The organism is Pseudarthrobacter sp. CCNWLW217, assembly GCF_037203985.1.
Lineage (GTDB): Bacteria > Actinomycetota > Actinomycetes > Actinomycetales > Micrococcaceae > Arthrobacter.
This window is the reverse complement of record NZ_JBBCBT010000018.1, coordinates 86583-108647: the sequence shown is the minus strand read 5'-3', so window position 1 is coordinate 108647 and position 22065 is coordinate 86583. Positions and strand designations below refer to the sequence as shown.

Genomic DNA, 22065 nt, shown 5'->3' with positions numbered 1-22065 from the left:
GCGGACGCGGCGATGATGATGCAGCTCGGCGCCGACGGCGTGTTCGTCGGTTCCGGCATCTTCAAGTCCGGCAACCCCGCCCAGCGCGCCGCCGCCGTCGTGAAGGCCACCACCTTCTTCGATGACCCCGACGTCATCGCCAAGGCCTCCCGCGGCCTCGGCGAAGCCATGGTGGGCATCAACGTCGACGAGATCCCACAGCCGCACCGCCTCGCAGAGCGCGGCTGGTAACAGCTCCAAAGCAGTACGACGGCGGGTGGTCACCTTTTCCAAGGTGGCCACCCGCCGTCGTTCTTCCCATCGATTGCTCCGCAACCGCCCTTATGAGGCCTCAAAACGGCGGCTACGGAGCAATCGATGAGGGGCTACTCGAGGCCGCGGCGTTTCAGGAGGGGTTCCAGTTGGGCGTCGCGTCCCCGGAGCGTGCGAAATGATTCCAGCGGGTCCCGGCTGTTCCCGCGTGAAAGCAGTTCCTGGCGGAAGCGTTCGCCGTTGGCGCGGGTCATGCCACCGTTTTCTGTGAACCAGTCCACGGTTTCCGCGTCCAGGACTTCACTCCAGATGTACGAGTAGTAGCCGGCCGCGTATCCTGCCCCGGCGAAGATGTGCTGGAAATACCCGGTGCGGTAGCGGGGCGGAATCAGGGCATGGGTCACTCCGGCGGAGGCGAGGGATTTGGCCTCAAATGCCAGGACATCGTCCGGGATGCCGGTTTCATCCAACACATGCCAGGCAAGGTCGAGCAACGCGGCGCCCAGGTACTCGGTGGTGGCGAATCCCTCGCCCCACAGCCGTGACTCGTTCAGCCTGTCAACGACCTCCTGGGGGAGCGGCTCGCCGGTAGCGTGGTGCCGCGCGTAGTTTGCCAGTACCTCCGGCCACAGGATCCACATCTCGTTGACTTGCGACGGGTACTCCACAAAGTCCCGTGGGACACCTGTGCCGGAAAAGCGCGGGTACGTCACGTTGGAAAAGAGCCCGTGAAGCGCGTGCCCGAATTCATGGAAGGTAGTACGCAGCTCATCCAGCGTCAGGAGGGTGGGTTCCCCGGCCGGCGGTTTGGAGATGTTCAGGTTATTGATGACCACCGCCTGGGTCCCCAGCAGGCCGGATTGTTCCACCAGCGAGTTCATCCAGGCACCTCCACGCTTGGACTCCCGGGCGTAGTAGTCGCCCAGGAACAGTCCCAGCGGGCTGCCGTCTTCGTTCCGGACCTCCCAGACGCGGACGTCCGGGTGGTAGCCTTCCAGCTCTGCCCGTTCATGGAAGGTGATGCCAAACAGGGATGTGGCCGCATGGAAGACCCCGTCCTTGAGCACCCGGTCCAGCTCGAAGTAGGGGCGGAGGGCCTGCTCATCAACAGCGTACTTCTCGCGCCGGACCTTGGCCGAGTAGAAGGCCCAGTCCCAAGCCTCCAAGGGGTGCCCGGCGAGGTCAGCCAGTGCCGCGGCCTCAGCGTCGGCGTTCCGGACGGCGGCGGGGGCCAGCCTGTTCAGCATGGCTTGCACAGCTTCGAAATCCGGGGCAGTCTGCCGGTCCACCACGAGTTCGGCGTAGTTGGCAAAGCCCAGCAGCCTGGCCTTCTCGGCGCGGAGTCCGGCCATGGACCGCACGAGTTCCAGGACGTCCAGGCTGCCCCCGTCACTGCCCCTGCCGATGGAGGATTCGAACAGCCGACGGCGGACATCCCGGTTTTCGAGGACGGCCATGGCGGGCTGGTTGCTCGGCTGGATCAGCGTCAGGAGGAACTTGCCTTCGTGCCCGGCGGCGCGGGCGGCTTCGGCGGCGCCGGCAATGTCGTCGGTCGGCATGCCGGCCAGGTCCTCAGCACTGTCCAGCAGGAGGGCCGCAGACTTCATGGCTTCCTTCACCCGTTGCCCAAACTCTGTGCCGAGCCTGGAGAGCTCCGCGTTCACGGCCTTCAGCCGTTCCTGGTCCGTGGCGTCCAGTTGGATCCCCGACTGCCGGAACTCCTTCAGGTATTCCTCAACAAGCCGCACTCCTTCCGGCTCCAGACCAGTGGTGTCAATGGCTGCAAAACGGTCGAAAAGGGCGCGGTTCAGGTAGACCTCGTCCTGGTGTGCAGTGAGCAGCGGCGTCAGCGCTGTTTCCTGGCCGCGGATCGCGTCTGAGGCGTCTGCTGACACCAGGGTGAAAAAGGACGCGGCCGCCCGTTCCAGCAACCTGCCCGCCTGCTCCATGGCCACGGCGGTGTTCGCAAATGTCGCGGGCTCTGGATTGTCCACAATGGCCTGGATTTCGGCGAGGTGCCCGGCCAGCCCTGCGTGCACCGCCTCGGCGTAGTGCTGTTCGGAGATCCCGGCAAAGGGCGGTAACTGGAACGGCAACGGGCTGGGACTGAGGAGCGGATTCGTCATGAAGTAAAGCTTTCATATGTGGCCGAGCATCTCAATGAGCCAAATGCGGGCTTCTGCCTGTTTCCAAACTTAGAATTGCGCTTATGGGGAACAGAATTGGCGCCACTGCCGCGCGTGCCGGCGCGGCCTTGTCCGCGGTCATCTTTGCCGGGGCCATGGCGGGCTGCGGTCTGATAGCCGAACAGACCCAGCCATCGGCAAGTGCCGGCACCAGCGCGGGCACTGGCCAGCCCAGTGCCACTCCGACGCCGGCCCCAACTCCCACACCCACTCCCACCCCGGGCGCCGGACCGGCGTGTCCAACATTGCGTTGCACGTCCGTACTGGTCACCGGCGACATGCTGGTCCATACCCAGCTCTGGCAGCAGGCCCAGCAGGACGCGGCTGCGGCGGGCAAACCCGGGCTGGACTTCACGCCGCTCCTTGAAGGCCAGCGCCGGTACATCCAAGCCAGCGACCTTGCAATCTGCCACCAGGAAACACCGGTGGCAGGACCTGAAGGTCCTTTCTCGGCGTACCCTTCGTTCAATGTCCCGCCGCAGATCATCACCGCCTCCAAGGCAGTGGGATACCAGGCTTGCACCACCGCCAGCAACCACACCATCGACCGGAGCACGGACGGCCTGTTGCGTACGCTGGATGCCCTGGACGCCGCCGGGCTGAAGCACACCGGTTCCTACCGGACGGAAGCTGAGTCGCAGGGCATCATGATCCTGCAGACTCCGGCCGCCAAGATCGCCATCATCCAGGGAACCTACGGCCTCAACGGGCTTTACCCGGAATACCCGTGGCAAGTGGACATGCTCGACGCACCTACCATGATCGCCAAGGCAATTAAGGCGCGGGCTCTTGGGGCAGACATCGTGCTCGGTGCCATGCACGCCGGGGACGAATACGCCAGTGAAGCCAACGCCCAGCAGCAGGAGGTGGCACACGCGTTGGTGGACAGCGGGCAGTTCACCATGATCTACGGCCACCACACCCACTCCGTGCTGCCCATCGAGAACTACAAAGGCACGTGGATTGTCTACGGGCTGGGCAACGGCGTCACCGAACTGTCGCCCTGGTATGTCGTCAACAATGAGGGCCTGTTGGTGCGGGCCCAGTTCAGCCAGGACGCGTCGGGCAGATGGACCGCCTCCGACCTCGCCTGGGCACCGTCGGTCATCGTCCGTGATCCGTACCGCTGGTGCTCCGTGGCATCCGATGCACCCCAGGGTGTGTGTGCCACGCCCGAGGCGGACGCCGCCACCAGGCTAAGGACCGCCACCGTTGTGGAGTCCATGGGAGCAGCCACGGCAGGAGCACACGAACTCCTGATCACCAAGGAACCGTAGAGGCCCTCAGCGCGGGCGCCGGGCGGCGTGCTCCCTGGCCAGCGCGGCGAAGTGGTCGTCAGGCCCACCGGGAACAAAAGTCCCGAACTTGCGTTCGGCGGCGGTTCGGATGAGGAAGTCTGCAATGGCAGGGTTCTTGGGCAGAAGTGATCCGTGCAAGTAGCTGGCCACCACGTTCTTGTATCGCGCGCCCTCATGGCCGTCCCGGCTGTTGTTTCCCGTTCCCTTGGCCACCGTTCCCAGTGGGCGGACGCCGCTGCCAAGCGTGGTCTGGCCGCTGTGGTTCTCGTACCCGAGGACGTCGCCGAACTCGGCAGTGGCCACCTTGACGTTGCCGATGAGGCGCTCGTCAGTACCGTGTGTTTCCACGTCCAGCACGCCAATGCCCGGAATGACCGAGCCCGAGCGTGTTTTGAAGAAACGTCCGAACAGCTGGTAGAGCCCACAGATGAGCAGCATCGGTGCGCCATCTTCTGCGAGGTCGGTCAGGACGCCGGCGCGTGATTGAAGGTCGTCCTGGATAATCAGCTGGCCGCTGTCCTGCCCGCCGCCGCCAAGGATCACGTCGACTTCGTCAGGGAAGTCGTCGCCCACGTTGTACTCGAGCAGTTCAGGAGTGTAGCCATGCCACTTGATCCGTTGCTTGAGGACCAGCGCGTTGCCCCAGTCACCGTAGATGTTCATGTCCCGCGGATAAAGCTGCATGACACGGAGGGTGCCCTTGCTGTCCTGTGGGTCCTGCGTATCCGGGCTCATGAGACCACCTCTACCGTGGTTATTTTGGACAGCTCGCGGCGGATGGCCATCATGGCTGTGTAAGTGCAGAAAATCCGTTTCGGTTTGCCCTTGGCTTCGCGGATGAACGCCGACAGCGCCGGTGCGATCTCGGTCTGGACCGCCCCGACAGGGACGTCGTCGTACTGCAGCCGCAGCGCCATGTCATAAGCCCGGGAGCCCGTCAGCTGGTCTACGCCGCCGTTGCGGAGCGAATCGAACTCCACGTCCCAGAGCCAGGACATGTCCCGGCCGTCGGCGTAGTTGTCGTTGATGGCGATCATGGTGGCGTAGCCGCCCGCGGGAAAGGACTTCAGTCCCAGCCGGAAACCGCTGGGGTTCTTGACCAGCACCAGGTCCAGGGGCTGGCCGTCGACTGTCAGGCTTTCACCCCGGCCGAAGGCCGGCTCCACCTTGGACAGGGCCGTGAGCAGCGTGCTGTGGTCAGCCGTTGCGGCGCCGCTTCCGAGGATGCTCCGGGCGAGGGCCAACGCGGCCGCGGCATTAAAGATGTTGTAGACGCCGCGGAGCTTCATCGCGGTGGTGACCGTGACGCCGTCGTACTCAAAGTCGGCGGTGTCCGGCCCCACTTTGCGGAGCACGACGTCGGCAGCCGGCTTTGCGGGGAGAGCGGCGGGCACGGGGCTGCCGGGGGCAGCCCGCATGTCGTCATCGTTGGGGAAGGTGCTGAGAAGGGAGTCGTCCAGGCCGAAGTACTGCACGTCCTGGCCGGTGAGGGTGTCCGCGATGCGGGCCACCCGGGGGTCTTCGCGGTTGAGGACCACTGTGCCTGTGGTTTTTGCAGCGATGTGCTGCAGCAGCTGCGCCGTTTTGTCGATCTCGCCGAACCTGTCCAGCTGGTCGCGCAGCACGTTCAGCAGGAGGCTGTAGCGGGGCGGCACACGGTTTACGAAGTGCACGGCATGGGCTTCGTCCAGTTCCAGGACGGCGACGTCGGCGCTCAGCCTTCCGCGCCAGTCCACCTCGCCCAGCAGGGAAGCGGCCACACCCCGGGTGAAGTTGCTGCCGGTCCGGTTGGTAAAAACCTTCAGGCCCTGGCTTTCCAGGAGTTCGACCACCATCTTGGTGGTGGTGGTTTTGCCATTGGTTCCACTGACCACCGCCACGCCGTGGGGGAGGGTAGCGAGCGTCCGCTGCATAAAGCCGGGGTCGATTTTCTCGACCACCAGCCCGGGCAGGGCGGACCCGCCGCCCCTGAGCCGGGACACCCGGCGGACGAGCTTGCCGAGCGGAACACTGATGTAAAGCATGCTCTGTAATATATCCCAGCAACGGCATAGAACCCTGCCCGGTCAGGCCGGCCGGCGCTTACTGCGGCTGTTCGCGCATTATGCTGAATGGATGACAAACCCCGTTTCGGCCGCTTCTGCACGCGTGGGCTCGGGCCTGCGGATCGGCGTCCTGGCGCTCCAGGGCGATTTCCGCGAGCACCTCCGGGCCGTGGAGGCCGCCGGCGCAACCGGTGAAGGAATCCGCAGGCCCAAGGAACTGGACGGCCTGGACGGCCTCATCATTCCGGGCGGTGAATCCACGGCCATCGACAAACTCGCCCGGGCCTTTGACCTGGCCGGGCCGTTGAAGGAACGCATCAGCGAAGGCCTCCCCGTCTACGGCTCCTGCGCCGGCATGATCCTATTGGCCAACGAGATTGCCGACCCCGCCACCGACCTCGCCGGCAACCCGCAGCAGACCTTCGGCGGCCTGGACATCACAGTCCGGCGCAATGCCTTCGGGCGCCAGCGAGAATCGTTCGAAACGGACCTGGATTTCAAAGGCCTGGATTTCAGCGCCACGGATTCAGGTGTTGCCCCGGTGCACGCCGTCTTCATCCGGGGCCCCTGGGTGGAACGCGCCGGCGCCGGCGTGGAGGTCCTTGCCCAGGTGGAGCCGGCCGATCCGGAGCACGCGTCCCACGCGGCAACCCTGCCGGGGACGGCTAGAATTGTTGCAGTGCGTTCAGGCCAACTGCTGGCCACCTCCTTCCACCCGGAAGTGACTGGGGAGAAACGCGTACACGAACTTTTTATCCGCATGATCAGAGGAGAAGCGTAAAGCATGTCAGGCCACTCCAAATGGGCAACGACCAAGCACAAGAAGGCCATCCTCGATAGCCGCCGCGCAAAATCGTTCGCCAAGCTGATCAAGAACATCGAAGTCGCTGCCCGCATGGGCGGTCCGGACCTCGCCGGCAACCCGAGCCTGGAACTTGCTGTCACCAAGGCAAAGAAGACCTCGGTTCCCGCCGACAACATCGACCGCGCCATCAAGCGCGGGGCGGGCCTGACCGGTGAAGTGGTCGACTACACCGAGATCATGTACGAATGCCGCGGCCCGCAGGGCTCGGCCCTGCTCATCGAGTGCCTCACGGACAACAAGAACCGTGCGGCGTCCGAAGTCCGCCTTGCCATTTCCCGCAACGGCGGCACCATCGCGGATCCCGGTTCAGTCAGCTACCTCTTCAGCCGCAAGGGCGTGGTGTCCCTGCCCAAGAAGGAACTCACCGAGGACGACGTCCTCATGGCCGTCCTCGACGCCGGCGCTGAGGAAGTCAAGGACAACGGCGACACCTTCGAGATCCACTCGGACCCCAAGGACCTTCAGGCCGTCCGCGACGCCCTTAAGGAAGCGGGGATCGAATACGACACCGACGAAGCCGAGTTCGTTCCGTCCATGGAGGTTCCCCTGGACCTGGACGCCGCCAAGAAGTTCATGAAGCTTGTGGACGCCCTGGAAGACCTCGACGACGTCCAGAACGTCTACAGCAACGCCGACCTCAGCGACGAAGTCCAGGCCGCCCTGGAATCAGAGTGACCTTCCGCTTTGCGGCCTAGGGCGGATGGCGGAGCGTGACGCTGCGAGTACTCGGCGTTGACCCGGGCCTCACCCGCTGCGGCATTGGCGTCGTCGACGTCGAGCGGAACCGGCGGGCCACCATGGTGGGCGTCGGAGTGGTGGGTACCTCCCCGGACGAAACCCTGGACCAACGGCTTCTGGTCATCGCCCTGGCCATCGACGATTGGCTGGACCGCTACGAACCCCACGTCCTCGCCGTCGAACGCGTTTTCTCCCAGCTGAACGTCAGCACGGTGATGGGTGTGGCGCAGGCCTCCGGCGTGGTGATCGCCGCCGCGGCCCGGCGCGGCATCCCGGTGGCGCTGCACACGCCGTCGGAAGTCAAAGCAGCCGTCACCGGCAGCGGCAACTCCAACAAGGAGGCCGTGACCAAACTGGTCACCAAGATCCTCCGGCTAGACGCGCCGCCCCGCCCGGCCGACGCCGCAGATGCGCTGGCGCTGGCCATCACGCATGCCTGGCGTGCCGGCAGCGGCGCCGCAGTAGCCACCACCGGCCCCGGCAGCCTGTCGCTGACGCCCGCCCAGCGGGCCTGGGCTGAAGCCGAGGCGAAGGCGCGCCGCGCGCGGTGAATGGCCGCAGCGCTTGCTAGGGTATTCGTAGATATGTTCGGATAGCCGGTTCTGCTCCAAAGAGCCCGGCGGTACACCAGGAGCCCGGCTTTGATCAGTTTCCTTCGCGGAACCGTAGCGCACGTTGGCCTTTCCACTGCCGTGATCGACCTCAACGGCGCGGGCATGAGCGTCAACGCCACGCCCCAGACCCTCAGCCGCCTCCGCGCCGGCGAAGAAGGCAAGCTCTTCACCTCCCTGATCGTCCGGGAGGATTCGCTGACCCTGTTCGGATTTGCTTCTGACGACGAACGCGAAGTCTTCGACGTCCTGCTGAGCGTCAGCGGTGTGGGTCCGCGCCTGGCGCTGGCAGTCCTTGCCGTGCATGAACCGGAAGCCATCCGGGTTGCAGCCCACACCGGCGACAGTAAAACGTTCACGAAAGTGCCCGGCATCGGCCCTAAAGTGGCTGGCCGGATCGTGTTGGAACTCGCCGGCAAGCTGGTGCCGCACGGAACGGTTGGCGCTGCCAGTGTAGCCACCCCGGCCGAGGCCGCCTGGAAGCCCCAGGTGGTGGCCGCCATGACCAGCCTCGGTTGGTCGGAAAAGGACGCCACCTCCAGCATCGAGAAGGCATTGGCAGACGACCCCGAGGTCTCTTTCCGTGGCAATGTCGCGGAAATCCTTCGGACCACGCTCCGCTGGCTTGGCCAGGACGGCGCGCGGGCCGGCAACCGCGTAGGCAGCCGTGGCTGACCCGTCCGTGGTGGCGGCCGTGGAAGAGCCCGAAGACCGGGCCATCGAAGCTGCCCTCCGGCCCAAGAACCTGGATGATTTTGTGGGCCAGCACCGTGTCCGGAAACAGCTGTCGCTGGTCCTGCAGGCGTCGCGGATGCGCGGCCGGAGCGCGGACCACGTGCTGTTCTCGGGGCCTCCAGGCCTCGGCAAAACCACGCTCGCAATGATCGTGGCAGCTGAAATGAACGCACCCCTGCGGATCAGCAGCGGTCCGGCCATCCAGCACGCCGGCGACCTCGCAGCCATCCTCTCCTCCCTCTCCGAAGGGGAGGTCCTCTTCCTGGACGAGATCCACCGGATGTCCCGCCCGGCCGAGGAAATGCTGTACATGGCCATGGAGGACTTCCGCGTGGACATTGTGGTGGGGAAAGGCGCCGGTGCCACTGCGATTCCGCTCGACCTGCCTCCCTTCACGCTGGTGGGTGCCACCACGCGTGCGGGGTTGCTTCCTGGTCCGTTGCGCGACAGGTTTGGCTTTACCGGCCATCTTGAGTTCTATTCCGTTCCGGAACTTGAGTTGGTCCTCAGGCGGTCCGCCGGCCTGCTGGACCTGAAGGTCAACTCCGCCGGATTCAGCGAAATCGCCGGACGGTCGCGGGGGACACCGCGTATCGCCAACCGCCTGCTCCGCCGTGTGCGTGACTGGGCACTGGTCCATGGAATCGAGCAGATCGATGCCCGCGCAGCCTCTGCCGCGCTGGATATGTATGAAGTGGATAAAAGGGGCCTGGACAGGCTCGACCGTGCCGTCCTCGAAGCGCTCATCACCAAGTTCGGCGGCGGGCCCGTGGGCCTGTCCACCCTCGCCATAGCGGTGGGAGAGGAGACCGAGACAGTGGAAACGGTCGCGGAGCCGTTCCTGGTCCGCGAAGGCCTGTTGGGCCGGACACCGCGGGGCCGCATCGCCATGGCGCCGGCCTGGACCCACCTCGGTTACGCCATCCCGTCCGGAGTGTTCAGCCAGGAACCGCTGGACCTGTTCGAACCAGACAGCGACGGCGATGAAGACGGCGTCAACTGGGCGCCCAACACCCCCTAGCGCCGACCTTTCAGCTTTTCCCTTTAGACTGGGTATGACGCCCGGCACGTTCGCGTCTTTGTTCCCGCAGGTGGCTCCAGCAGCTACCGGTGGATGCCAGGTGGTTCGCCGCCCGGCCACCCGGTTCAAAGAGGACGGCGCCTTAAACCAATACGCCAGTACAGATCGGAAGCATCCCTGTGGATCCCATGAACATCGTCTTGTTCGCCATGCTCGGAATTTTTATCTTTATGATGTTCCGCCGCAACAAGAAGACCAAGGAGCAGCAAGCAACGCTGCAGTCCCAGTTCGCCCCTGGGGTTGAGGTCATGACGAGCTTCGGTCTTTTTGGCCGAATTGTCTCCATGGACGATGAAGAGAACAAGGTAGTGCTCGAGCTCTCTCCCGGCAACCTCGCTACAGTTCACCGCCAGGCTGTCACGAAAATTGTGGAGCCGGCTGCTGTTGCAGAAGAGGAGCCCACGGTTGTCCCTGACGACGCCTCCTCGCTGACCACGCAGGACGCCGGAACTGCCGGAACCGCCGCCGCTGCCCCCGAGACCCCGGACGAGACCCTGAAGCGCCTCAACGACGAGGGCAAGAAGGACAACTAGTCCCCGCTCACGCATTTCTGCACCTCTACGGCAGCAGGTTGCCGCCGGTGGGAGCAATTGCTCGCACCGGCGGTTCCTGGCATGAATAAGAGAAAGATCGACAATGGCACGAACTGGCCCCAAAAAATCAGGCCTCAGGGTACTCGTCTGGCTTGGCGTAGTCCTCGCTGTGCTGACGGCTGTCCTTGCTGGCGGCACCATCGCCGGACAGGCCAGCTGGGCACCCAAGCTGGCGTTGGACCTCGAAGGCGGCACCCAGATGATCCTGGCGCCCAAGGTTGAGGGCGGTTCGGACATTAACGAGGAGCAGCTTAACCAGGCGGTGGCCATCATCCGCCAACGCGTGGACGGCTCCGGCGTTGCCGAAGCGGAGATCAGCACCCAGTCAGGCCGGAACGTTGTGGTCAGCCTTCCGGGCACGCCCTCCACTCAGACGAGGGCCCTGATACAAGCTTCCGCCGACATGAACTTCCGCCCTGTTCTCCTCAACGGAGCAGGCGCGGCGGTCCCCACGGAGTCGCTCACGCCTGAGGACCAGCTGCCGAAGCCGACGGCGGAACCCGCCAACAGCAGCGACACCAACTGGATCACGCCCGAGGTCTACCGCCAGTTCGAGACCCTCGACTGCGACAACCCGTCCCAGGACAAGCAGGAGCGCTCCGACCCTGCCAAGCCGCTCGTGACCTGTGAGCCCGCAACGGCCACCACTCCGGCGATTAAATACATCCTGGGACCGGTGGAGGTCAAGGGCAGCAACATTGTCACCTCCTCCTTCCAGCTTCAGCAGGGCGCGCAGGGTGCCGTGACCAACGAGTGGGCCGTCAACATCCAGTTCGACGACGAAGGTACCGCCAAGTTCAAAGAGGTCACCGAACGCCTGAACCAGTTCTATGTGGCAGCCGGCGGCGAAACCGGCACCGACCCCAAGGCACAGTTCGCTATCGTGCTCGACGATCAGGTCATCTCCGCGCCGCGCTCCCTTGCTGTCATCACCGACGGGCGCCCGCAGATCACCGGTGGCTTCACAGAGCAGACGGCTAAGGCGCTCTCAGACCAGCTTCGGTTCGGTGCGCTGCCTATCAGCTTCGAGATCCAGAGTGAGCAGCAGATCTCCGCGACATTGGGTGGCGAGCAGCTCCGCATGGGCCTCCTGGCCGGCGTGATCGGCCTGCTGCTCGTGGTGGTTTATTCGCTCTTCCAATATCGTGCCCTGGGCTTCGTCACGATCGCCTCGCTGGTGGTGGCCGGTGCACTGACGTACCTCGCCATCGCCATCCTGGGCTGGACCGAAAACTACCGGCTCTCACTCGCCGGCGTTGCCGGTCTTATCGTGGCAATCGGCCAGACAGCGGACTCGTTCATCGTCTACTTCGAACGCATCCGTGACGAGTTGCGCGAAGGCCGCGGCCTGGTCTCCGCCGTCGAGAACGGGTGGAAGCGCGCCAAGCGGACGGTCCTGGCCTCCAAGGCAGTCAACCTGCTGGCTGCCCTCGTGCTCTACTTTGTGGCAGTGGGCAACGTCCGCGGCTTTGCGTTCACGCTCGGCCTGACAGCCATCGCCGACCTCATTGTCGTCTTTATGTTCACGCACCCGACGCTGCAGATGCTTGCGCGCACCAGGTTCTTCGGAGAGGGCCACCGGTTCTCCGGCCTTGATCCGAAGCAACTCGGGGCAGTGCCGCTGTATCGCGGAGCCGGACGCCTGCGCACCCCTGACTCGAAGCCTGCTGCGGTCCGGGCAAAGAACACCGGTGCTGTCGCTGAGGCAGAGCGCAGGATGACCATCGCGGAACGTCGCCTCGCGGAGAAGCAGGAGCAGCTTACCGGCTCCTCCAAGAGCGCATCCAAGGAGAACAAGTAAATGTCCAGCTTTGCCACTTTCGGTAACGAGCTCTACACAGGCAAGCGCTCGTACGACTTTGTCGGCGCCAAGAAGATCTGGTTCCTCATTGCGGCCGTGGCCGTTGCCCTGTCCATCCTTATCCCGGTGGCCAAGGGCGGGTTCAACCTGGGCATCGAGTTCCGCGGCGGCTCTGAGTTCACCGTGTCGAACGTCAAGACCACCGATGCCGCCGTGGGCGAAAAGGCCGTTCAGGATGTCGTCGCGGGAAGCATTCCGCGCGTGGCCAACGTGGCCGGCACCACCATGCGCATCCAAACGGACAAGCTCACTGACGACGAGACCCTCAAGATCAAGGAGGGGCTGACGGCTGCTTATGGCGTCACTGACAACGAGGTGACGTCCACCTTTGTGGGTCCCACCTGGGGCGCCGACGTCACCAAGCAGGCGCTGATCGGCCTGGTCATCTTCGTGGTGCTCGCTGCGCTCCTCATGGCGCTCTACTTCCGGACCTGGAAGATGTCCCTCTCTGCTATCGCCGGGATGGCGGTGACGATGTTCATCACTGCCGGGGTATATGCCTTGAGCGACTTTGAGGTGACACCTTCGGCCATCATCGGGTTCCTGACCGTGCTCAGCTACTCCCTGTATGACACCGTGGTGGTCTTCGACAAGATCCGCGAAAACACCGCCGATCTTGATGCGTCCACCCGCCGGACTTTTGGCGAGGAGGTCAACCTCGCGGTGAACCAGACCCTGGTGCGTTCCATCAACACCATGATGGTCGCAATCCTCCCCGTGGGCGCCATCCTGTTCATCGGTGCGGGCCTGCTGGGGGCGGGCACGCTCAGAGACCTGTCGCTGGCATTGTTCGTCGGCATCCTTATTGGGACGGCGGCAACCATCTTCGTGGCAGCCCCCATGTATGCCTGGCTGCGCCAGAATGAACCTGACCTTGTGAAGCAGGCCAAGCGCGTGGAGCACCGGCGGAACGAGGCCGCGTCCAAGGCCGCCGCTCCAGCCGAACCCGCCCAGGCCTGACACCCGAAGCACAGGGGCCGGCCGGCATCAGGAGACTGATGCCGGCCGGCCCCTTCGCATTTAATCGCCGGTTACATATGTGTGCTGATCGGGGAATAGACTGGGGTAATTAAACGGGTCGTGAGGGGTGCTTCATTGGAAGAACGTTCGGCGTCGGCGCCAACGGCAGACGGAGATAACGGTCCGGGCCGCGGACCGCAAACCGGGCTGGTCCCTGCCGCACGCCCAGGACAGGCCGTCCCCGTTGACAACTCGGGGGCCCGGCCCACGTTCCCTGGAAGGCGCGAACGCACGCGTTCGCGCCTGGCACGGCTCACCGGTCGCGGCGGCGCCACCTATTCGCCCATCCTCGAACCGTTGCTCAGGACCGTCCGGGCCAATAACCCAAAAGAGGACTTCGACCTCATCCAGCGGGCCTTCGACGTCGCCGAGCGAAGCCACCGCGGGCAGAAACGCAAAAGCGGTGACCCGTATATCACCCACCCCGTTGCCGTGGCCACCATTCTGGCCGAGCTGGGCCTTAGTGGAACCACGCTGGCCGCTGCGCTGCTCCACGACACCGTGGAAGACACTCCCTACACGCTGGCGGACCTGAAGAGGGACTTCGGGCCCGAGGTTGCCATGCTCGTTGACGGCGTCACCAAGCTGGACAAGGTCAGCTTCGGGGAAGCGGCCCAGTCAGAGACCGTTCGCAAAATGGTTGTGGCCATGGCCAAGGACATCCGCGTCCTGATGATCAAACTGGCGGACAGGCTTCACAACGCCCGCACATGGCGCTTTGTCTCCGCTGAATCCTCCGCGCGGAAAGCGCGCGAAACCCTGGAGATCTTCGCACCCCTTGCCCACCGCCTGGGCATGAACACCATCAAATGGGAACTGGAGGACCTGTCCTTCGCGGCCCTCTACCCGAAGGTCTATGAGGAAATCGTCCGGATGGTGGGAGACCGCACCCCGGAGCGCGAGAAGAGCCTGGGCGTCATTCGCGACCAGATCACCGAGGACCTCCGGGCCGCCAGGATCAAGGCCACGATTACCGGCCGGCCGAAGCATTATTACTCGATCTACCAAAAGATGGTGGTCCGGGACAAAGACTTCGATGACATCAATGACCTGATGGGTGTCCGCGTGCTGGTGGACTCCGTGCGGGACTGTTATGCGGCGCTGGGGACCATGCATGCGCGCTGGAACCCGTTGCCGGGGCGGTTCAAGGACTACATAGCGATGCCGAAGTTCAATATGTACCAGTCCCTGCACACTACGGTGATTGGGCCTGGCGGCAAGCCGGTGGAGATCCAGATCCGGACCCACGAGATGCACCGCCGCGCAGAATACGGCGTGGCCGCACACTGGAAGTACAAGGACCAGCCCAACCGTACGGCCACCGGCCCGGGCAGCCCTCGCGACGGTGACATGGGCTGGCTGCGGTCGCTGGTGGACTGGCAGCAGGAGACTTCCGATCCCGGGGAGTTCCTGGATTCGCTCCGGTTCGAGATCAACGCCCGTGAAGTGTTTGTTTTCACGCCCAAGGGTGAAGTGATGGCACTGCCGGCCGGATCCACTCCGGTTGACTTTGCCTACGCCGTCCACACCGAGGTGGGACACCGGACCATCGGTGCCCGCGTCAACGGCAAGCTGGTCCCGCTCAACAGTGAACTGAACCACGGCGACTGGGTGGAGATCTTCACCTCGAAGGCCGAAGGAGCCGGCCCCAGCCAGGACTGGCAGCATTTCGTCAAGAGCGCCCGTGCACGGAACAAGATCCGCCAGTGGTTCAGCAAGGAACGCCGCGAAGAGGCGATCGACCGCGGCAAGGAACTCCTGACCCGCGCTATGCGCAAGCAAAACCTGCCGCTGCAGCGCCTGATGACGCACGAGGCGCTGGCCGCGGTGGCGGAAGACTTCAAGTACGTGGACATCTCCGGCCTCTATGCCGGCGTTGGAGACGGTCACACGTCAGCGCAATCGGTGATGGAAAAGCTCGTGGAGAGCCTCGGCGGAAGCGAAAGCACCGACGACGACATCACCGAAGTCAGCATCCCCACCCAGGTTGCCAAGACCCGCTTCTCTGATTCCGGCGTGGTAGTGCGCGGCGTTGGCGACGTCTGGGTGAAGTTGGCGCGCTGCTGCACCCCCGTACCCCCGGACCCGATCCTCGGATTCGTCACGCGCGGCTCCGGCGTGTCCGTACACCGCACCGACTGCACCAACATCTCGGACCTGAAGGACCAACCAGACAGGATTGTGGATGTCGACTGGGCACCCACGCAGTCGAGTGTGTTCCTGGTGGAGATCCAGGTCGAAGCGCTGGACCGTAAATCGCTGCTGTCTGATGTCACCCGGGTCCTTTCCGAGAACCATGTGAACATTCTGGCCGCGAGCGTACATACCTCCACGGATCGGGTAGCCATTTCACGGTTCGCCTTCGAGATGGGCGATCCCAAGTACCTTAGCCACGTCCTCAGCGCTGTCCGGCGGATCGACGGCGTTTTCGACGTCTACCGGACTACCGGCAACAAGCGCCGGAGCTAGGCGGGCGAGTTTCTCCAGGGCAGAGCGCTTATGGGGCACGCGCGGCGTGGACTCGATGGCCAGGACCAGCAGGCGTAGCCGGACGTCGTTCTGTGGCCTGGACAGCAGCGCCTCCAACACTGGAAGTGCCCGCTGGGCGTCCACGTGCAAGGCGATATCCAGAGCCGTGCGGAGCGGACTGGAGATCATCAGGCCACCCAGGCTGACCACATCGCATGGCCCCAGCCTGACTTCGTGCAGCGTGCACCCTCGGGTGTTTCGCAGGCTGGAGATGCGACGCTTGGCATCCACGAGCAGGGCCAACCGGTCAGGTTCGCCGGCGCACCCGTAGATCCAGGCTGCGGTCATCCGTCCGGCGACCACGCGTTGTCTGATGGCTGCAGGCACGCTGTTGGCCGCTGCCCGTGCCCTCATCTGCGGCGATGGAGCAACGCCTGGGAGGGCATAGCCATGCTGATGGAATTGGCTGAGCACCCCATCACCGGCCATCGCCTGAAGTTCCGGCCACGTGAAGGGGATACCCGGTGAGTACAGTTCGGGGAACCGGGGGAAAGCAGGTGCAGGCGCAGTTGCCGCAACGGCGGGCGAAGGGGACGGAGTGGCCATTCAGCCATCCTGCCGGGTTGCCCGCAAACGAGTACAGGCCCGGCTCCGGTTATGTGGATAACCGGAACCGGACCTGCGTGTCCAGCCGTGACGCCCCTGAAGGGCCGCCGCCTAGGAGAGTTCGCTGGCCGAGCGCTGGATCTGGTCCAGCCATGCCTGCCGTGCGTCAAGGGCTTCCTTGGCGGCCTTGATCTTGCGCTGGTCGCCGGCCTTCTCCGCCTTGGCGAGGTCATCCTGCAGACCTGCGATGGCGGCTTCCAGCTGGGACAGCGCGCTGTTGGTGCGCGCTTTGGTCTCGGGGTTGGACCGCTGCCAGTTTTCCTCTTCCGCGTGGCGGACGGCGTCCTCCACCTTGCGGAGGCCGGCTTCAATGCGGCCCATGTCGGCGCGCGGAACCTTACCGGCCTCTTCCCACCGGTCGCGGACGGACTGGAGTGCCTTCTTGGCGGCGGCAAGGTCCTTTACCGGAAGGATTGCGTTGGCCTCAACGAGGAGTGCTTCCTTCACGGTGAGGTTGGCCGCGTATTCCTGGTCGATCTCTTCGTTGGCGGCCTGCCGGTTGGTGAAGAAGACGTCCTGGGCCGCGCGGAAGCGTGCCCACAGGGCGTCGTCATCCTTTCGGCTGGCGCGCGGCGAGGCTTTCCAGTCGTCCATCAGCCGGCGGTATTCACCCGCCGCATAGCCCCAGTCGGTGGAGGTGGACAGGGCCTCGGCCTCTGCAATCAGCTTCTCCTTGGCCGTCTTTGCCGCCGAGTTGTTGCTGTCCAGCTGGGAGAAGTAGGCCCGGCGGTGGCGGTCGAAGACGGTCCGCGCCGCGCGGAAGCGCTTCCAGAGGGCGTCCTCGTTGCTGCGGCCCAAGCGTACGCCGCTCTTTTGGGCTGTCTTCCAGCTTTCGAACAGCTCGTTCATGCGGGCGCTGGAGGTCTTCCACTGGATTTGGGAAGGGTCCTGGCCGGAGATGCTTTCGGCTTCGGCAACGATCGCTTCGCGGGCGGCCAGCTCCGCGGTGCGAACGGCGTCGTGCTCGGCCTTCTCGGTCTTTTCAAGCTCCTTGACCTGTTCGGAAAGCTTGTCGAGGCGGGTCTCAGCGGCACGGATGTCGCCCACCATGTTCCGCTCGGCCAGCTGTTCGCGCAGGTGTGTGACCGTCTTTTGCATGTCGGTGCTCGGTGCTTTGGAACTTACCCGCTGTTCCAGCAGTACGATCTGGGCCAGGATGTCATCGAACTTGCGGGCGAAGTACGCCAGGGCTTCGTCGTTGCTGACACCGGGGTACTGCCCGACTGCATGCTCCTCGCCGTCGATGGTCAGGAAAACGTGGCCGTCGCCTTCGACGCGGCCCCAGCGCGAAGCCTCGGCCAGAGACGTTGCGGGTACTACAGGCGCGGGTGCCGCAGCAGGAGCGGCGGCCGCCGGCTTAGGACGGGACGCGAAAGCGGCCGGTGACGGCGCAGGACGCGGTGCGGCGGCCGGCCGAGGCGATACCCCAGAAGCGGAATCGGCCGGGGTTGCGGCCTCGGCAGCAGCGGCGGGGGCACCGGCCTCGGAGGCTGTCTCCTCAGCGGAACCGGCCGGGGCATCGGTTTCAGAAGATTCCTCAGCAGTTGCGGGGGCCTCCTCTGCAACGGCGTCGCCGGACTGTGCACCATCGGAGGGCGCAGGTTCGGACGGCGCACCTTCCGAAACGGCATCGTCGGTCGGTGTATCTTCAACCGATGCCGTCCCGTTGCCGGGCTCCAGGACCGCGGACTCCTCGGCCGTTGCTTGGTCAGCCACTGCCGGTTCAGCCACGGGGGCCGTTTCCTCGGTCAGGTCTGCTGCTGTTTCGTCGGATTTCTGACTGTCTGTCACCGCTAAAAGTCTTTCGCTTGGAGGGAAATACTCACGTACTGCACCGTGGCCGTGAAGGCCTGGCTTCCTACTTCAGAGAAACCGAGTCTATCGTGACTGGTTGCACAGGTGCGCCGTCTGTGGCGCTGGAACCGGGAGTGATTCCCGCGGCGGCAATGGCATTCACTGCGTCCATTCCGGAGGTCACCTTGCCCACCACCGTATAGCCCCCGGCCGAGTCGGCGGGAATCACCGTGTCTTTGTAGACCACGAAGAACTGCTTGCCGTTTCCGTACGCGTTGTCGCCGGAGCGTGCCACAGCGATCGTGCCGGCAGGGTAGGTGTTGTCCGGCGGAGTGTTCTCGAGGGGACCCCAGGTGTAGTCCGGGTCGGCCGAGGCGGAGGCGCCGCCGCACTGCAGGAGGCCGAACGAGTCAGCGGTGGTCAGGCGGTGGCAGGCGCTGCCGTTGTAAAAACCCTCGTCCGTGAGCGTTTTGAAGACGGCGGCAGCCTGGGGCGCCTTGGTGCCGTCGATTTCGATGCCGAGCACGTTCCCGTTGAGCGTCATTTCCCCGGTAAAAACTTTGCCGGCAGCGGTGTCCGCCGCCGGAATGTTGGGACCGTTAGTGGGCGGTGCGGACGGCGTGGGGGAGGCGGAAGGGCTGGTGAGCCCGGCCTGGGCCGCAGCATATTCCTCTTCCGTGGGGTTTCCGGCAAAGGCAGTGAGTTGGAGCACGACGGCGAGGATAACGGCGGCAGCACCGGCACCGGCGGCAATAATATTGTCCCGTTTGCGCCTTTGCTCCTGCTCCCGCCGCAGCTCGCGCTTGGCTTCCATCTGCTGGATGCGCCGTTTGGCCTCGCGGGCGCTGCGTGAACTGGCCGCCAATGGTCCTCCTGATAGTCGCCGCTGCGGCGTGCCTGGTGGTTCCGGTGCGCCTGCAGTTCCTTGACAGCATTTACTGCGCTCACCCGCACATTAGAGATGCAGGCGGATGACGCATAAACTGACTGCCGCACATAGTTTATGCATGAGTTGTCGGCAACCGCCGTTCCCGCCCCGTTTCGGGTGGAATGCCGGCAAAGTCCCAGGCACCCTTCATCCAGAGGAGATATTCCACCATGGCACGCACCGCCTCCCTGTCCGGATTCCCAGAGTGGCTTCCCGAGGAGCGGCTGGTGGAGCTGCATGTGCTGGACACCCTCCGCAAGGTTTTTGAGCTGCACGGGTTCGCCTCCATCGAGACCCGTGCCGTCGAAACGGTTGGCCAGCTGCTGCGCAAGGGCGAAATCGACAAAGAGGTGTATGGGCTTAGCCGCCTCCAGGATGACGAGGGCGAGGAGTCCAAGGCCGGCAGGCACGATCCGCACGCCCTGGCCCTGCACTTCGACCTGACGGTGCCCTTCGCCCGCTACGTCGTAGAGAACGCCGGCTACCTTGCCTTCCCGTTCCGCCGCTACCAGATTCAGAAAGTGTGGCGCGGAGAGCGTCCGCAGGAGGGCCGCGCCCGCGAATTCACGCAGGCTGACATCGACGTGGTGGGCGACGGCGAACTGCCGTTCCGCTACGACGTGGAGATCGCCCTGGTGATCGCCGAGGCCCTCAGTGCCTTGCCTATCCCGGATTTCCGCCTGCGTATCAATAACCGCAAACTGGCCGAAGGTTTCTACCGCGGCATTGGCCTGGATGACACTGCAGGGGTCCTGCGCAGCATCGACAAGTTGGAAAAGATCGGACCGGCCAAGGTTGCGGAACTGCTGAAGACCGAACTCGGAGCCTCGGAAGAGCAGGCGCAGGCAGCTCTCCAGCTCGCCGCGATCCGCACGGAAGACACATCGTTCGCGGCACGGGTCCGCGCCCTCGGCGTCAGCAACGAACTCCTGGAGGAAGGCCTGAGCGAGCTGGAGCAGGTCATTGAGGCAGCGGTGCAGCGCGCTCCGGGCAAGGTGATCGCGGACCTCAGCATCGCCCGCGGCCTGGACTATTACACCGGCACTGTCGTGGAGACCGTCCTGGTGGGCCATGAACAGCTTGGTTCCATCTGCTCCGGCGGCCGTTACGATGCACTGGCGTCCAAAGGCAACCGCAAGTTCCCCGGCGTCGGCCTTTCCATTGGGGTAACCCGTCTGGTCTCGCGCATCCTCAGCCAGGACTTGGCGAAGGCTTCCCGCTCTGTTCCTACGGCCGTGCTCGTTGCGCTGACTGACGACGACAGCTGGGGCGCTGCCCAGGACGTCGCGGCACAGCTCCGCGGCCGGGGGGTCGCCACCGAGGTGGCGGCGAAGGCCGAAAAGTTCGGCAAGCAGATCAAGTTCGCGGACCGCCGCGGCATTCCGTTTGTATGGTTCACCGACGAGCACGGTAAGCACCAGGTCAAGGACATCCGAACCGGTGTGCAGGTGGACGCCGATCCCGCCAGCTGGTCACCGTCCGACGAAGACCTGTCCGTCCAGGTCACTACTGCCCTCCAGGCATCCGCCCAGCCGGCCTGACCTCAGGCTCGTCCCGGGCCCAACGCGACACTTCGTGGGGTACTTCACAAGGGTTCGCCACGCCTGTTTCCAGGGTGAGACTGCCCAAAGTGCCCCACGACGGCGGAACTTACATGCCGCTGCGGCGCTAACGTCGCAGCCGGAGCACCAGGAACCGCCCTGCCGCTCCGGCGGCCAGGACGCCAACCATGCCCAGCACCGAGGCGGCCGGAAGTGTGAAGGCCAGGAGCAGGCAGCCGAGGAACCCAGTGACATTAAGCCACCGGGGGCCGTGTGCAGGGTGTTCGGGCAGCGTGTAGGCGGCCGCATTGGTGACCGCGTAATAGATCAGGACGCCAAAGCTGGAGAATCCCACTACCGTCATGACGTCCGTGGTGAGCAGCAGGACAATGACCACGGCGGCCACTGCCAGTTCGGCCACGAACGGCACCGTATGTTTCCCGCCGACGTGCGCCAGGGCACCGGGCAGGTCACGTTCCCGGGCCATCGCCAACGCGGTCCGGCCCACCCCGGTGATCAGCGCCAGGAGTGCGCCGAGGCAGGCGGCGGCCGCGCCTGCCTGCACGAGCGGCGCGCCGGCGCCCAGAGCCGAATTCCGTACCGCCTCCAGCAGCGGCGTGGCCGTTGCGGCAAGGCCGGCGGGGGACAAGTGGTTCAGCAGCAGCAGCGCCAGGACAAAGTAGATGCCGAAGGCGGCAGCGAGGGCGGCCAGGATGGCGCGGGGAATCGTCCTCGCGGGATCCTTGACCTCTTCACCCAGGGTGGCGATGCGCGCGTACCCCGCGAAGGCGAAAAACATCAGGCCTGCTGCGGGCAGAATGCCCCCGACGCCGGCGGCAGCACCGCCGTCGGCCGCCTGAACGCCCGGGTGGGGGCCAACGATGCTGGCAGCGGCGACAAATACCAGCGTGGCCAGGACAACGGCCAAGAGGATCCTGGTCAGGAGGGCAGTGCGGGTAATGCCCAGCAGGTTGACGCCTGTCAGCGCCACTACCGCGGCAACCGCGACCGGAACGGCGTACTGTGGCGCAACATAGTTCCCGAATGTCAGTGCCATGGCCGCGCACGACGCGGTCTTTCCGGTGACGAAACCCCAGCCCGCCACAAAGCCCGGCCACGCGCCCAGCCGCTTTCGGCCGTAGACGTAGGTTCCGCCACTGGCCGGGTACCTGGCTGCGAGTTCTGCCGAGGCGACCGCGTTGCAGTACGCCACGGCACCCGCAAGGAGGACAGAGACCACCAGAAAGCGTCCGGCGAGTCCGGCGGCAGGGGCGAAGGCCACGAAGACGCCCGCGCCCAGCATGGAGCCGAGGCCGATCGAGGTGGCGTCGAACACGCCAAGCCTCCGCTGAAGTTGCTGGTGCCTGGTCATGGGGGAGGCG

The 22065-nt window shown here is 64.8% G+C and carries 18 protein-coding genes and 1 pseudogene; 12 read left to right on the top strand and 7 right to left on the bottom strand.

All coding sequences use genetic code 11. From position 1 onward, the window contains the following. A pseudogene (locus tag V9L18_RS18545) lies at positions 1–231 on the top strand (pyridoxal 5'-phosphate synthase lyase subunit PdxS); the annotation flags it as partial. Between the two features lie 134 nt (positions 232–365). On the opposite strand, the gene V9L18_RS18540 reads toward V9L18_RS18545, so the two are convergent. Continuing rightward, positions 366–2378 carry a M3 family metallopeptidase gene (locus V9L18_RS18540; protein WP_337348621.1) on the bottom strand — a complete coding sequence of 671 codons (2013 nt, stop codon included), beginning with the start codon at positions 2376–2378 and terminating at the stop codon, positions 366–368. A gap of 83 nt (positions 2379–2461) precedes the next feature. Between V9L18_RS18540 and V9L18_RS18535 the strand changes: the two genes are divergently transcribed. After that, positions 2462–3715 (top strand): CapA family protein, encoded by a 1254-nt coding sequence (locus tag V9L18_RS18535; RefSeq protein ID WP_337348620.1) that lies wholly within the window; start codon positions 2462–2464, stop codon positions 3713–3715. 6 nt (positions 3716–3721) lie between these two features. Here the strand turns inward: V9L18_RS18535 and V9L18_RS18530 are convergent, their stop codons facing one another. Next, positions 3722–4471 carry a type 1 glutamine amidotransferase gene (locus tag V9L18_RS18530; protein WP_337348619.1) on the bottom strand — a complete coding sequence of 250 codons (750 nt, stop codon included), beginning with the start codon at positions 4469–4471 and terminating at the stop codon, positions 3722–3724. Continuing rightward, the gene (locus V9L18_RS18525) at positions 4468–5760 is read right to left on the bottom strand and encodes a Mur ligase family protein (protein WP_337348618.1); all 1293 of its coding nucleotides are present in this window, start codon (positions 5758–5760) and stop codon (positions 4468–4470) included. The genes V9L18_RS18530 and V9L18_RS18525 overlap by 4 nt, the downstream gene beginning before the upstream one ends. Before the next feature lie 91 nt (positions 5761–5851). Here V9L18_RS18525 and pdxT point away from each other — a divergent pair, with 91 nt between their 5' ends. The 9 genes from pdxT (at position 5852) to V9L18_RS18480 (ending at position 15754) form a co-directional block, all read left to right on the top strand. Continuing rightward, entirely contained in the window at positions 5852–6562 is a 711-nt protein-coding gene (pdxT, locus tag V9L18_RS18520; RefSeq protein WP_337348617.1) for a pyridoxal 5'-phosphate synthase glutaminase subunit PdxT, read from the top strand. 3 nt (positions 6563–6565) lie between these two features. Next, positions 6566–7321 carry a YebC/PmpR family DNA-binding transcriptional regulator gene (locus tag V9L18_RS18515; RefSeq protein WP_337348616.1) on the top strand — a complete coding sequence of 252 codons (756 nt, stop codon included), beginning with the start codon at positions 6566–6568 and terminating at the stop codon, positions 7319–7321. 35 nt (positions 7322–7356) lie between these two features. Beyond that, positions 7357–7935 carry a crossover junction endodeoxyribonuclease RuvC gene (ruvC, locus tag V9L18_RS18510; protein WP_066291703.1) on the top strand — a complete coding sequence of 193 codons (579 nt, stop codon included), beginning with the start codon at positions 7357–7359 and terminating at the stop codon, positions 7933–7935. A 90-nt stretch (positions 7936–8025) separates the two neighbouring features. Further along, on the top strand, positions 8026–8670 hold the full coding sequence (gene ruvA / locus V9L18_RS18505; protein WP_337348615.1) for a Holliday junction branch migration protein RuvA: 645 nt from the start codon (positions 8026–8028) through the stop codon (positions 8668–8670). Beyond that, positions 8663–9751: a Holliday junction branch migration DNA helicase RuvB gene (gene ruvB, locus V9L18_RS18500; protein ID WP_337348614.1), complete on the top strand. Its 1089-nt coding sequence runs from the start codon at positions 8663–8665 to the stop codon at positions 9749–9751. The genes ruvA and ruvB overlap by 8 nt, the downstream gene beginning before the upstream one ends. Before the next feature lie 188 nt (positions 9752–9939). After that, positions 9940–10344 carry a preprotein translocase subunit YajC gene (yajC, locus tag V9L18_RS18495; protein WP_337348613.1) on the top strand — a complete coding sequence of 135 codons (405 nt, stop codon included), beginning with the start codon at positions 9940–9942 and terminating at the stop codon, positions 10342–10344. Positions 10345–10447: 103 nt separating this feature from the next. Then, entirely contained in the window at positions 10448–12205 is a 1758-nt protein-coding gene (secD, locus tag V9L18_RS18490) for a protein translocase subunit SecD (RefSeq protein ID WP_337348612.1), read from the top strand. After that, positions 12206–13225: a protein translocase subunit SecF gene (gene secF, locus V9L18_RS18485; RefSeq protein ID WP_337348611.1), complete on the top strand. Its 1020-nt coding sequence runs from the start codon at positions 12206–12208 to the stop codon at positions 13223–13225. A 135-nt stretch (positions 13226–13360) separates the two neighbouring features. Continuing rightward, entirely contained in the window at positions 13361–15754 is a 2394-nt protein-coding gene (locus V9L18_RS18480) for a RelA/SpoT family protein (protein WP_337348610.1), read from the top strand. On the opposite strand, the gene V9L18_RS18475 is transcribed toward V9L18_RS18480, so the two are convergent. The 3 genes from V9L18_RS18475 to V9L18_RS18465 all read right to left on the bottom strand — a co-directional run bounded on the left by V9L18_RS18475 (position 15635) and on the right by V9L18_RS18465 (position 19079). Continuing rightward, a complete protein-coding gene (locus V9L18_RS18475; protein WP_337348609.1) occupies positions 15635–16360 on the bottom strand; it encodes a type IV toxin-antitoxin system AbiEi family antitoxin in 726 nt (241 codons plus the stop codon). The two genes, V9L18_RS18480 and V9L18_RS18475, sit on opposite strands and share 120 nt — an antisense overlap. Before the next feature lie 111 nt (positions 16361–16471). After that, positions 16472–18211: a DUF349 domain-containing protein gene (locus V9L18_RS18470; protein ID WP_337348608.1), complete on the bottom strand. Its 1740-nt coding sequence runs from the start codon at positions 18209–18211 to the stop codon at positions 16472–16474. A gap of 67 nt (positions 18212–18278) precedes the next feature. Further along, entirely contained in the window at positions 18279–19079 is an 801-nt protein-coding gene (locus V9L18_RS18465) for a peptidylprolyl isomerase (RefSeq protein ID WP_337348607.1), read from the bottom strand. 233 nt (positions 19080–19312) lie between these two features. Here V9L18_RS18465 and hisS point away from each other — a divergent pair, with 233 nt between their 5' ends. After that, positions 19313–20683 (top strand): histidine--tRNA ligase, encoded by a 1371-nt coding sequence (hisS, locus tag V9L18_RS18460; RefSeq protein ID WP_337348606.1) that lies wholly within the window; start codon positions 19313–19315, stop codon positions 20681–20683. A 127-nt stretch (positions 20684–20810) separates the two neighbouring features. On the opposite strand, the gene V9L18_RS18455 is transcribed toward hisS, so the two are convergent. Beyond that, positions 20811–22055, bottom strand: a complete 1245-nt coding sequence (locus V9L18_RS18455; RefSeq protein WP_337348605.1) for an APC family permease — start codon at positions 22053–22055, stop codon at positions 20811–20813. Positions 22056–22065 lie beyond the last annotated feature (10 nt).